The following is a 12,645-nucleotide window of genomic DNA, read 5'->3' as shown; positions in this document are numbered from 1 at the left end:
GGCCGCCGCGGCGTCGCCACGGCGGCCTCCCTGCGCACGCGGATCAGCCCAGGCCGAGCAGGCTCTTGATGGGCTCCAGCGCGAAATACACGACGAACAGCGCGCCCACGAGCCACATCAGCGGGTGGAGCTCGCGCGCCTTGCCGCGGAACGCCTTGATGGCGATGTAGCTCACGAAGCCCGCGCCGATCCCGGCGGTGATCGAGTAGGTGAACGGCATGAGCACGATGGTCAGGAACGCGGGGATCGCGGTCTCGAAGTCGCTGAAGTCGATCTCCTTGACCTGGGTCATCATCAGGAAGCCGACGACCACGAGAGCCGGGGTCGCCGCCTCGAACGGCACGATCTCCGTCAGCGGGGCGAAGAACATGGCCAGCAGGAACAGCAGGCCGGTGACGATGCTCGCCAGACCGGTGCGCGCGCCCTCGCCGACGCCGGCCGCCGACTCGATGTAGGTGGTGTTGGACGACACGCCGGCCGCGCCGCCGGCCGCCGCCGCGAGGGAGTCGACGAGGAGGATCTCCTTGGTGCGCTCGACGGTCCCGTCCTCCTGCACGAGGTTCGCCTGGCGGCCCACGCCGACGATCGTGCCCATCGTGTCGAAGAAGTCGGCGAGCATGAGGGTGAAGACGAACATCACGGCCGCCAGGCCGCCGATCTTGGCGAAGCTGCCGAACAGGCTGAACTGGCCGAGCAGCGACAGGTCGGGCAGTTCGATCCACGTGTCGGGCACCGCCGGCACGTTGAGGGACCACCCGTTGGGGTTGCTGCCGTCGGGGGTCTGCGGCCCGATCTTGCCGATCGCCTCGACGACCATGGCGAGCACGGTGGTGCCGACGATGCCGAGCAGGATGGCGCCCTTGACCCTGCGGGCGACGAGGAAGGCCGTCACGAGCAGGCCGACCACGAAGACGAGCGTGGGCCACCCGGTCAGCGAGCCGTTGCCCAGCGCGCCGAGCTTCACCGGGACCGTGGTGCCGCTCGCGTCCGGCATGCGCCGGACGAACCCGGCGTCGACGAACCCGATCAGCGCGATGAACAGGCCGATGCCGACGCTGATCGCGGTCTTGAGCTGGGCGGGGATCGCGTGGAACACCGCCACCCGGAAGCCCGTCACCACGAGGATCGCGATGACGATGCCCTCCAGCACCACCAGGCCCATCGCGTCCTCCCACGACATCTGGCTGGCGATGCCGAAGGCGAGGAAGGCGTTCAGTCCGAGGCCGGTGGCCAGGGCGAACGGCACCCGGCCGAAGACGCCCATGATGATCGTGAGGATGCCCGCGACGAACGCCGTGGCCGCGGCGACCAGGGCGATGTTGGGGTTCTTCCCGTCGCCGAGGAACTCGCCCGTCTTGTCGGCGACGGTGCCGATGATGAGCGGGTTGAGCACCACGATGTAGGCCATCGTGAAGAAGGTGGCGAAGCCGCCGCGGACCTCCTGTCCGACGGACGAACCACGGGCTGAGATGGAGAAGTATCGATCGAGAAAACCAGACGTGTTCATGGGGTTCGCATTCACGCGCGCAGAGTCGCAGGCCCTTACCATCCGCGGAAAGAGCCAGGGGGGCAGCGTTGTCCTTTCGTGACGGGTTTGTCATGAAGATACCGGCCTGCTGCCATGACCTTCTAAGCTGGCTGGCGTGAGCGAGCGCCGGCCGGACCCCAAACCCCTCAGGACGAGGGACACCCTCACGATCCTGGTCGGGACGGCCCTGTGGGCGATCGCCCTGGTCGTCGTGCTGCTGGTGGTCAGGCCGGCCGACCCGCGGCCGGTCTGGATCTGCGTCGCCGGGATCGGCCTCGGCGTGTTCGGGGTCCTCTACATCCGCCGCCGCGACGCCCGGCTGCGCGAGCCCGTCCCCGCCGCCGAAGCCGGCGACTCGGAGCCCCGTCACCGCTGACCGCGGCTCCCGCTCAGCGCGCTCCGGCGAGGAGCGCCGCGATGCCGTCGAGAAGTCGCTGCAGGCCGAACTCGAACAGGGCGTCCATGTCGAAGTCGTATCCGCCGGCCGCGTGGAGCCGCTCGAACAGCGGCAGCCCGCCCCCCGCCGTGATCGCCTCGAACGCCGGTTTGCGGGCGTCCATCCAGGCGTCGGCGTCCAGCCCGGTGAGCGCCTCGGCCTCCGCCTCGAACTCCAGGTTGATCGCGGTGCCCCGGATGTGGTTGAACACGGTGATGTAGGCGGTGAACGTCGTCTCGGCGTCGAGGCCGCGACCGTCGAGAGCGCCGAGCACCCATCTCATGAACGGCAGCGCACTGGGGATGAGCTGCGGTCGTGTCACCGACATGGCCGGTGCGAGCCACGGATGCCGCCGGAACGTCGCCCACAGCATCCGGGCGGCCAGCTCGATCCTGCTCCGCCAGTGCGGGGGCGGCTGCTCGGGAAACCGCATCCGTCCGAAGACCGCCTCCATCATCTGGAGCAGCATGGTGTCCTTGTCCGCGACGTGCCGATACAGGGACATCGTCGCCACTCCGAGCTCGGCCGCCACGCGGCGCATCGAGACCGCCTCCAGCCCTTCGGCGTCGGCGACCGCGACGGCCGTCGCGGTGATGCTATCCGGCGTCAGCGCTCCGTCCGGGACGGTCCGCCTCCTGGCACGGACGGAGGCCCCCGCCGAAGCCGCCTCCGAGGCCGCCTCGCCACGGCCGTCCGCGGACGGCGGCACCGCACGACCGCCTGTGCCGGCGACCGTGCCGACGACCGTGCCCACGCCCGGCACGGCGTGGACGAGCCCCTCGCGGCGCAGCTCGGTGAGGACCTTCGTCGCGGTCGCCATGGCGACGCCCCACTCCCGGACGATCTCCCGGGTCGACGGCACGCGATCGCCCGGCCGGAGCTCGCCCGCCTCGATCCGCCCGCGTATCTCGGCGGCGATCTCCTGGTATCGCCCCGCTCCCGGACCGGACACCACACCTCCCGCACTAGTGCACCCACTGTAGCCGCGCACGCTGCGGCGACGGCGCACCCCCACCGCTCCGGCCGCGTAACCGCACTAGTGCTGCACCGAAGTTTTCCCAGTAAACAGACTTGTTCGACGTTTGCGTACGCCGTACAGTGCGCACTATGCCGAACAAGGACATCCTCATATCCGGTGGTGGAATCGCCGGACCCGCGCTGGCCTACTGGCTGGGCAGGGCCGGCTTCGCCGTCACCCTCGTCGAGCGCGCGCCCGCTCCGCGCCCGGGTGGCCAGACCGTGGACCTGCGCGGCGCGGGCCGTACGGTGGTCACCCGGATGGGCCTGCTGGACCGGGCGCGGGCGATCTCCATCGAGCAGCGCGGCTTCGCCCTGGTCGACAGGAAAGGCCGTGTCACGGCCCGCCTCCCTGCCGACAGCTTCGGCGGCGAGGGGATCGTCTCCGAGATCGAGATCCTGCGGGGCGACCTCGCCCGCCTCTTCTACGACGCGTCGCTCCCGCACACCGAGTATGTCTTCGACGACACCGTCACGGGGCTGGAGCAGGACGACGACGGGGTGAACGTCACCTTCGAGAAGTCCGCACCGCGCCGGTTCTCGCTGGTCGTCGGCGCCGACGGGCTGCATTCGACCGTACGCGCGCTGGCCTTCGGCCCGCACGCACGCCACATCCGTCCGCTCGGTCTCTACAACTCGTGGTTCACGGCCCGCGACGAGCTGGACCTCGACGGCTGGTTTCAGATGTACAACGCCCCGGGCGGCCTCGTCGCCTCGGCGCGCCCCGGACGGCTGCCCGGCGAGATCAAGGCAAGCTTCGCCTTCCGCTCGGCCCCGATCGCCTACGACCGTGGGGACGTGGCGGCGCAGAAGGCGATCGTCGCCGGCCGTTTCTCGGACGCCGGGTGGGAGACGCCACGGCTGCTCGCGGCGATGGCCGACGCGTCCGACTTCTTCTTCGAATCGGTGGGGCAGGTGCGTCTCGACCGGTGGTCGCGCGGCCGCGTGGTGCTCCTCGGCGACGCCGGTTACTGCCCGACGCCGCTGACCGGCCTGGGCACCAGCCTCGCCCTGGTCGGTGGGTACGTCCTGGCCGGCGAGCTCGCCACCACCGGCGACCACCGCGTCGCGCTGCGCAACTACGACCGGATCATGCGCCCCTACGTCGACGATGCGCAGAAACTGCCGCCCGGCGGCGTCAACGGCTTCGCCCCGCGCTCCGCGCTCGCGATCCGGATGCGGACCGCCTCCATGCGCGCCATGACACGCCGGCCGATGCGGAACCTGATCGCGGCGCAGTTCGCCAAGGCGTCGAGCATCGACCTGCCCGACTACGACCTGCCGGCCCTGCGCTGAGACCCCACAACGCCCCCGGCGGGCAGTGGGCTACAGCGAGGCCGTGGGGTCGAGGTCGGCCTCGGCGAGCAGCAGGGGGACCCGGGCGGGGTCGCGCAGGAGCGCCGCCACCGCGAGGCGGTCGCCCCACTGACCGGCCGCCCAGGCGAGACCCCTGGCCAGGCCGTCCACGCCGGTCGCGTGCACCGCGCCCTCGAAGAACCGCCACGGCGCCGGCCTGCCGTCCACGAGCAGCTCGTCGTGCTCGACGTACGTGGCGGGGGCGCCGGGCAGCAGCGACCGCACCTCGGGCGGCACGGGCTTCTCGGTTCCGGCCGAGGTGACCGCGCCGGTGACCACCTCACCGGCGAGCGGCAGGTCGAGCACCTCCGACAGCGCCTCGGCCAGATCGAACGGCGCGAGCACGAGCGGCCGGTCCTCCACCAGGGGGAGCAGGTCGGGCGCCTCCACCACGACCGGGCCGTCCTCGACGTCCGCGACCGTGACCGTGCCCTTCAGCACGGCCCGTACGGCCTCGGGCGGGCTCACCCGGGCGGGATCGACGGCCGCCAGCGCGATCCACAGGGACCGCAGCTGGGCCCGGTCGACCTCAAGGGACGAGTCGGCCAGCAGGTCGAGCAGCTCTTCCGGGCCGCCGTGCGAGTCGAGCAGGTCGGCGAGCGTGGACCGGACGCCGATCATCTTCAGCGCGTCGTCGTCGATCCCCGCCGGCGCCTCGCCGTACAGGCCGAACAGCAGGGGGTCGCCCGTCGGGAGCCGCAGCTCCGTCGGCCTGCGCCCGGCGAGCACCTCGTGCCGCGACAGCCACCAGGCCGTGTAGGACGGCACCTCGACGGTCTCCCCCGCGGCGAGCACCCGCATGGGCCGCAGGGCGGCACGCAGCGGGGGCCGCGACAGCAGTGCGAGGGCGTTCTGCCAGTCGGCGACGTATTCCAGGTCGCGTACGGCGGTGAACTCCCGGACCACCGGCGGCACGTCGAGATCCGGCAGCAGGTCGAGCACGGCCTCCAGCCACTCGTCTTCGAGATCGAGGTCGTGGTCGCACTCGGCGGAGTCGAGCAGCACGTCGGAGTCGTTGACCACGGCGAAGCCGTCGAGCACCCCGGCCGCCGCCAGCACGTGCGGGCCGAACTTCTCCACCAGGTCGGGGGCGGCGACGCCGAACGGCACCTCGGGGTCGATCAGCCCGGCCAGCGAGCCCTCGGCCAGCAGCAGCTCGCCCGCCGCGTAGAGCTCGCCGTCGGCGCCGCGCAGCGCCAGCTCGGCCAGCCAGGGGGCCTCCCCCGCGGTCAGGCCCGCCGCGTCGACCAGGGCCAGCACGGCCTGGGCCACCGGCTCGGGGTCGGCGCTGTTCAGCGACTCGGCCACGGCCGCGTGGGTGAGCGGGTCCTCCAGGACCGTACGCGGGGTCGCCTCGGCCGCGCCCAGCCGCAGCAGCAGCGGGTGCGCGGCGTCCGGGTGGACGATCCGCAGCCCCAGCGGCGCGAGCAGGGCGGGGTCGAAAGTGCCCGACTCCTGTGACAGCACGAGCGTGCCGCGCGGGCCGCGCACCAGGCGGCCGTCGGCCAGCGGCACGGCGATCGCGCCGATCGCCTCCGGGTCGTCGGCGGGCAGCACCTCGTAGAGCGACCGCCACCACGCCGGGTCCTTGTCCTCCACGGCCTCGCCCGACAGCATGTCGACGACGTCGGCCAGCTCGACCCGGCGCACGCCGAGCGTGGTCAGAGCCGGGTGCCGGGAGGACCAGCCCGCCGGCAGCAGCCCCGGCACGATGCCGGCGATCTTCTCCAGGAACTCGGCCGGTCCCTCGACCGCCCGTGCCTGGTTGCCCGGCACCACGCCCTCGGAGAGGGTCGGCAGCAGCGGCGTGTCCGGCAGCGCCCTGACGATCTCCCGCCTGATCGCCGCGTCGAGCGCGCCCTTGCCCATCAGGCCGGGCACGAGGCCGAGGAGGTCCGGGGTCGCCGGAAGCTCCCCCAGCAGCCGTACGTACGCATCGGCGGCCCTCGCGACCAGGAAGTCGGTGAGCGGCCCGGGGGCGACGTGCCGCCGGTCGGTGGTCATCGGGAACGACGCGATCAGCAGCGCGGGCAGGTCGAGCGGCTCGTCGCTCGGCGTCGGAGCATGCACGACCCTGTGCACAAGCCCGCGGACATCGGCACGGCGGTCGCCGGGGACGGCCCAGCGGACCTCCCAGTAGGGCCGGGCCCGCTCCTCGGTCGGCCGGTCGGCGAACAGCTCGGCCACCTGCTCCGGCGTGAACGTGCCCGACTCGGCGACCACGTGCCAGCCCTCGGCCGAGATCGTGCGGACCTGCCCGTCCACCTCGATCTCGACGGTCTCCAGCGCCGGCATCGACAGCGGCAGCGCGGGCCCCGCCTCCTCGAGCATCCGCCGTACGGCTTGCTCGGCGGCCTCGTCGCGCAGCGGGAGCCGTACGAGCGTGTCGAATCCCTCGGGGACCTCAAGCGAGTCGTCGGAGAACGGCAGCCGCAGCAGCGGGACGTGCCCCTCGCGGCCCTCCAGCTCGGCCGCGAGCTCCGGCCGGGCGGCGACCAGCGCGGCGGTCTCCTCGCGGGACCAGCGCACGCCGTGGACCTCGCCCGAGGGCAGCCGGGAGGCGATCGAGGGCGTGTCGGTGACCGACACCACGGCGGCGAAGCCGACGCCGAACCGGCCGGCCGCGCCCACCTCGTCCTTCTTGCCCGAGACACGCAGAGTGCACAGGCCCTCGACGCCGGTCTGGTCGAGCGGCGCCCCGGCGTTGGCGGCCCGCAGCACGCCGTCGGCGAGCGTCAGCCGCAGGCGGCCCGGCACGCCGGCCCGCAGCGCGGCGTCGGCGGCGTTCTGGGCGAGCTCCACGACCAGCCGGTCGCGATAGCCGCCGAGGGCGAAGTCCTCCTCGGCGTTGGCGTCCTCGCGGAAGCGGGCAGGCGAGGCCGTCCAGGCCGCGAGAACGGTGTCACGCAGGCGCGCGGTATCGAACATGATCAGGCGTGGCCCAGAGGTTCGGAGCCGGCCTCGTCCACGGAGCCCGACTCGATGAGGTCATATCCCATGTCGTCCAGGATCGGCGGCGCCGGGTCCATGACCATCGAGGGCACGGTGGTCGCCTCGGAGTGCGCCCCGCAGCCGTGGTCGGCGGACACCACGCGGCCGTCGTCCGGCGCGTACTCGTTCGCGCAGACGCCGAAGCCGAGGCCCAGCGCTCCGGCGAGCGGCCAGTAGAAGCCGCAGGTGGAGCATTGCGCGGGGGCGGCGTGCGCGATCGGGGTGTGCGGTCCCGCCTCACCGGCGCGCCAGCGCCGCGCGGCGAGGTCACGGCCGAGCACGGACAGGACGCGGGCGCGCCCAAGCCCCAGCTCGAAGATCATCTGCTTGTCGATGTCCTCTTCGGCGGAGGCGAACCCGGGCACGAGCCGGTCGTCGTCGGCCTCGGCGGGCAGCAGGTCGCCCACGCCGAGGTCGCCGGGGCGCAGGCGCTCGTTCCACGGCACCCAGCGGGGAGCGAGCAGCGCGCCCGCGCCGGGCAGCAGCACGGTCTCGCTCACGGTCACGACACGGGCGCGGGAGGCGCGGGTGACGGTGACCGCCCAGCGCCAGCCGCGGTAGGCGCGGTCGAGGCACTCGAAGTAATGGGTGACGATCCGGTCGCCCTCGTTGTCGAAGCCCAGGTGCTCTCCCACCTCCCCGGGGCGCGCGATGTCTTCGGCGGCCCGGCGGGCGAGGTCGACCGCCGCCGCACAGGCCTGGTCGACTGGAGTGCTACGGATTCGGGTACGACTCACACTCCATTTTCACCCACGCCGCGAGCGGACCGCACCGGCTCGATGGGCAAAACATGGAAGGACCCTCGGTGCCTATGGTGAAGATTTGGGCGAAAGTTACGCGTGTTGTGAGGGCACCGGCGCGGGCGATGCGCCGGTTGACGCACGCCCAGGGGGCCGGCCGCACCGGTCTCGGCCGCCTCATCGAGGTGACGGCCGCCCATTCCGCCGGGGACGCTCTGGTCACCGTGGCCCTCGCCGGGGCGCTGCTGTTCGGGCTGCCGGTCGGCCAGGCCCGCGGCCAGGTCGCGGCATATCTGCTGATCACCATGCTGCCGTTCGCGGTGGTGGCGCCCTTCGTCGGGCCGGTGCTCGACCGGCTCCGCTCGGGCCGCCGCTACATCATGGCCGGCACCCTGCTCGCGCGGGGCCTGCTGTGCTGGGGGATGGCCGGCGCCGTCCACGCCTCCGACACGGTCACGCTGTTTCCTTCGGCGCTCGCCGTGCTTGTCCTGTCGAAGGCCTACAACGTGTCACGGGCGGCGGTCATGCCGAGCGTGCTGCCCGCCGACATCCCGTTGGTGACGGCCAACGCCAGGGTCGCGTTGTTCGCGCTGGTGTCGGCAGGCGCCGGCGCCGGTGTGGCCGCCGGCCTGTCCGCCACGGCCGGGGCCGACTGGGTGCTGCGCGTCGCCGTGCCGCTGTTCCTGCTGTCCGGGGCGTTCGCCGTACGGCTGCCGCGGCACGTGGACGCGCCCGACCTGGAGGAGACCGGGCCGCGCCCCCGCTGGCGCACCGTGCTCAACCTGGGCCCGGTGGTGGGCGAGGCCATGGGGGCCAACGCCGCGATCCGGGTGCAGTCGGGCTTCCTCGTGTTCTTCCTGCTGTTCCTCGTCCAGGACGGCCACCTGCGCGGCGTGGATCCGAAGGCCGCGCTGGCGCTGCTGGCCGCCGCCGCGGGCGCGGGCGGTCTGGCCGGGGCCGCCGCCGGCTCCTGGTCGCGCTCCCGGTCGCCGCATCTGACCGTCATGGCCACGCTCGCGCTGGCCACGGTCGCCACCGTCGCCGCGGCCTTCTTCTTCGACGTGTGGACCGCCGCCGTGGTAGCCCTCGTGGGCGCGTTCGCCCAGGGTCTCGGCAAGCTCGCGTTCGACGCCATCGTGCAGCGCGAGATCGGCGAGGAGGTGCGCTCCTCGGCGTTCGGCGTCGCCGAGACGCTGCTCCAGATCGCCTGGGTCCTCGGCGGCCTGCTGGGCCTGGTGATGTCGCTGTTCGTGGCCGGTCCCGCCGGGCTCGGCGTGATGTCCGCCGCCCTCGCGCTCTCCTTCGGCCGCCTCGTCATCCTCCGCCGCCGCAGGCTCGCCGCCCGCACCGCCACGGCCACATGAACCGGCCACATGAACCGGCCACATGAACCGGCCGCCTTGAATCGGCCGCCCGCGCCACCACGTCCGCCTACACACCCGCCCGCACCGCCACGGCCCGCGTCCGCCCAGGTGCCGCGCAGGGCCGCCCAGGGGCCGCCCGGAGCTTGGCCGGGCGGCGGGAACGGACGCGGCCGAGAGGGGGCCGGTCAGGCGTCGAGGTCGTCGGCGACGGCGCGCAGCACGGTGGCGATCTTCTTGGCGTGCGCCGCGTCCGGGTGCTTGCCCCGCTGATAGGAGTTCGAGATGTCGTCGAGAAGCTTGATCAGATCCTCGACGATCACGACCATCTCGTCGGGCTTCTTCCGCTTCGCCTTGCCCTTGGCGGTCTTGGCCAGCGTCGGGGGCTGGTCGATCACCCGCACCGAGAGCGCCTGCTGACCGCGGCGGCTCTCGGCGACACCGAACTCGACCTTCTGCCCGGGCTTGAGCGCCTCGACCCCCTTGGGCAGAGCGGAGGAATGCACGAAGACCTCACCGCCGTCGTCGCGGGTGAGGAAGCCGAAACCCTTGTCGGCGTCGTACCACTTGACCTTGCCACTCGGCACAGGGGTGACCTCGTTCAGACTGTCGTGAAGGTGACTGTAGGTAGGTTATGCCCAGAGACCGGCCCCATGGACCCACTCGAAGGCCAATGAAGCGTCCCGTGACGAGATTCTTGTCGATCTTTCCGGCGAGTGCGCGAACCCCTGCCACACGGGCGCTCCGGCGGCCGGAGCAAGGCCGAGCCCTACCATGGAGAGAATGACGGGCACGGACTTCGCCGACTGGCTTCGCGGCCGTTCCGACGAGCTGCTGCAGGCGCTCGTGGCGGCGCGGCCCGAACTCGTGACGCCCGTCCCCGCGCACATCGACGGCCTGGCCGCCCGCGCCTCCAGCCCCTCGGCCATCGGCCGGGCGCTGGACCGGCTCGACCGGTTCACGCTCGCCGTGCTGGAGACCCTGGCCCTGCGGCCCGGCCCCGCCGATCGTGGGACGTTGCTGCCCCTGCTCCGCCGTGCCGTTCCCGCTGATCACGACGACAAGGCCGTCGCGTCCGCCCTCGACGCCGCGCTCGACGTGCTGACCACCCGCGCCCTGGTCTACGGCACCGCCGACGCGCTGCTGCCCGCGCCGGGCGTGGCCGAGGCGCTCGAACCCCCGGCCTCCCTGGGGCCGCCGGCCGCCGAGGTGTTCCGCCACCACCCGCCCGAACGGCTCGACGTGCTATTGGGGGACATCGACCCGGCGTACGAGGGCGGCGGCCACACGGATGGCGGCCACACGGACGGCGGCCGGCCGGCCAGGGAACGGCTCGCGGCGCTGCTGGCCGACGCCGCGACGGTCGCGCGCCTCGTCGGCGAGGTCTCCCCGCAGGCGCAGACGGCCCTGAACGAGCTGGTCTGGGGCCCGGCGAGCGGGCGGCTGCCGAACGCCCGCCGCGAGGTGGACGCCGCGAGCGCCCAGTCGCCCATCGAACAGCTGCTGGCCCGCGGGCTGCTCGGCGCGACCGGGGAGGAGACCGTCGCGCTCCCCCGCGAGGTCGCCCTCGTGCTGCGCGAGGGCCGGGTGCACCGTGATCTGTCCCCCGGCCCGCCCGCCCTGGAGGGGTCCGTACGCGACCAGGACCTGGCCGACCGGACGGCCGCCGGGCAGGCCTTCACGTTCGTGCGCATGGTCGAGGAGCTGTGCGAGCTGTGGAGCGTCGACCCGCCGGGCGTGCTGCGCGCGGGCGGCCTCGCCATCCGCGACCTCAGGCGGACGGCCCAGCTCCTCGACCTGCCGGAGTGGGCGGCCGGGCTGGTGGTCGAGGTCGCGCACGCGGCCGGGCTGGTCGCGGCCGGCGAGGGCGAATGGCTGCCGACGGGCGGCTACGACGGCTGGCGGATCAAGGCCACCGAGGACCGATGGGCGGTGCTCGCCGACGCGTGGGCCGCGATGGAGCGCGCCCCCGGGCTGATCGGCGAACGGGACGACCGCGACCGTCCCATGAACGCCCTCCACCCCGATCTGCGCAGGCCGGGGGCCGCCCAGACGCGGGCACGCGCGCTCGCCGTGCTGGAGTCGGCGCCGCCCGGCCTCGCGCCGACGCCCGAGTCCGTGCTGGCCCGGCTCGCCTGGGAGCAGCCCCGCCGCCGCCCCGCGCTGCGCGACCGGCTCGTACGCTTCGCCCTGCGCGAGGCCGAGCACATCGGCGTGACCGGGCTCGGCGTGCCGTCCTCACACGGCCGCGCCGTGGCCCGGGGCGACGGCGCGGCGGCCGGCCTGCTCGGCCCGCTACTGCCCGAGGCGGTCGACCACGTGCTGCTGCAGGCCGACCTGACGGCCGTGGCGCCCGGCCCGCTGACCACCGACCTCGGCCGCAGGCTCGCGCTCATGGCCGACGTGGAGAGCAAGGGCGCGGCGACGGTCTACCGCTTCTCGGAGCAGTCGGTGCGCCGGGCGCTCGACGCGGGGCACTCGGCCGACGACCTGCTCACCGTGCTGGAACGGCACTCGGCCACCCCGGTCCCGCAGCCGCTGCGCTATTTGGTCACCGATGTGGCCCGCCGCCACGGGCGGATCCGGGTCGGCACGGCGTCGGCGTACATCCGGTGCGACGACCCGGCGCTGCTCGACGAGGTGCTCGCCGACAAGCGGGCCCACCTGCTGCGGCTGCGGCGGCTCGCGCCGACCGTGCTGGCGTCCAAGACCTCCAGGGCCGCGCTGGTCGACTCGCTGCGGGCGATGGGGTACGCGCCGGTGGCCGAGTCGCTGGAGGGCGACGTGGTCGTCGCGCGGGCCGACGCCCGGCGGACCGAGGGACAGCTCGCCGCCCGGGTGACCGCGAACACCGCGCCCGATCCCGAGGTGGTCGCCGCGGCCGTACGGGCAATGCGGGCGGGTGACTCCCGGCGGCGGCCCGTGGAGGCGCCCGAGGGCCAGGTGCCCCGCTCCCCGGCGACCGCCACGATCAGCGCGCTCCAGGACGCCATCCGGCAGGGATCGCGGGTGTGGATCGGCTACCTCGACTCGCAGGGACACGCCACCAGCCGCATCCTCGAACCGGCCCGGATGGAGGGCGGCTACCTCACCGCGTACGACGAGACCCGGGCGACCGTCCACCGCTTCGCCCTGCACCGCATCACGGGCATCGCCGAGATCGGCCGATGACATATCCGTGGTAAATCTTGAGGTCCCCCGTAGTAAAGGATCTCA

At 73.3% G+C, this 12,645-nt stretch carries 9 protein-coding genes; 4 read left to right on the top strand and 5 right to left on the bottom strand.

Translation table 11 applies throughout. The annotated features are described in order from the left end of the window. Positions 1–43: 43 nt before the first annotated feature. Positions 44–1,507, bottom strand: coding sequence for an NCS2 family permease (locus FLX08_RS15295; protein ID WP_244312656.1), 1,464 nt, complete (start codon positions 1,505–1,507; stop codon positions 44–46). A 136-nt stretch (positions 1,508–1,643) separates the two neighbouring features. Between FLX08_RS15295 and FLX08_RS15290 the strand changes: the two genes are divergently transcribed. Next, positions 1,644–1,904 carry a DUF2530 domain-containing protein gene (locus FLX08_RS15290; protein ID WP_208761477.1) on the top strand — a complete coding sequence of 87 codons (261 nt, stop codon included), beginning with the start codon at positions 1,644–1,646 and terminating at the stop codon, positions 1,902–1,904. A gap of 13 nt (positions 1,905–1,917) precedes the next feature. On the opposite strand, the gene FLX08_RS15285 is transcribed toward FLX08_RS15290, so the two are convergent. After that, the gene (locus tag FLX08_RS15285) at positions 1,918–2,916 is read right to left on the bottom strand and encodes a TetR/AcrR family transcriptional regulator C-terminal domain-containing protein (RefSeq protein ID WP_142619510.1); all 999 of its coding nucleotides are present in this window, start codon (positions 2,914–2,916) and stop codon (positions 1,918–1,920) included. A 155-nt stretch (positions 2,917–3,071) separates the two neighbouring features. Between FLX08_RS15285 and FLX08_RS15280 the strand changes: the two genes are divergently transcribed. Continuing rightward, positions 3,072–4,277, top strand: coding sequence for an FAD-dependent monooxygenase (locus tag FLX08_RS15280; RefSeq protein WP_142619509.1), 1,206 nt, complete (start codon positions 3,072–3,074; stop codon positions 4,275–4,277). 30 nt (positions 4,278–4,307) lie between these two features. Here the strand turns inward: FLX08_RS15280 and FLX08_RS15275 are convergent, their stop codons facing one another. Both FLX08_RS15275 and FLX08_RS15270 read right to left on the bottom strand, forming a co-directional pair. Then, positions 4,308–7,265: a sacsin N-terminal ATP-binding-like domain-containing protein gene (locus FLX08_RS15275; protein ID WP_142619508.1), complete on the bottom strand. Its 2,958-nt coding sequence runs from the start codon at positions 7,263–7,265 to the stop codon at positions 4,308–4,310. A 2-nt stretch (positions 7,266–7,267) separates the two neighbouring features. After that, positions 7,268–8,065, bottom strand: a complete 798-nt coding sequence (locus FLX08_RS15270) for a DUF3027 domain-containing protein (RefSeq protein WP_142619507.1) — start codon at positions 8,063–8,065, stop codon at positions 7,268–7,270. Between the two features lie 128 nt (positions 8,066–8,193). Between FLX08_RS15270 and FLX08_RS15265 the strand changes: the two genes are divergently transcribed. Then, entirely contained in the window at positions 8,194–9,432 is a 1,239-nt protein-coding gene (locus FLX08_RS15265; protein ID WP_244312655.1) for an MFS transporter, read from the top strand. Between the two features lie 185 nt (positions 9,433–9,617). Here FLX08_RS15265 and FLX08_RS15255 read toward each other — a convergent pair whose 3' ends face one another. After that, on the bottom strand, positions 9,618–10,016 hold the full coding sequence (locus FLX08_RS15255; RefSeq protein ID WP_142619504.1) for a cold-shock protein: 399 nt from the start codon (positions 10,014–10,016) through the stop codon (positions 9,618–9,620). Positions 10,017–10,212: 196 nt separating this feature from the next. On the opposite strand from FLX08_RS15255, the gene FLX08_RS15250 reads away from it, so the two are divergent. Next, entirely contained in the window at positions 10,213–12,600 is a 2,388-nt protein-coding gene (locus FLX08_RS15250) for a helicase-associated domain-containing protein (protein ID WP_142619503.1), read from the top strand. Positions 12,601–12,645 lie beyond the last annotated feature (45 nt).

Source organism: Microbispora hainanensis, from assembly GCF_006874475.1.
Classification (GTDB): Bacteria; Actinomycetota; Actinomycetes; order Streptosporangiales; family Streptosporangiaceae; genus Microbispora; species Microbispora hainanensis.
This window is presented reverse-complemented; position numbering and strand designations above follow the sequence as displayed.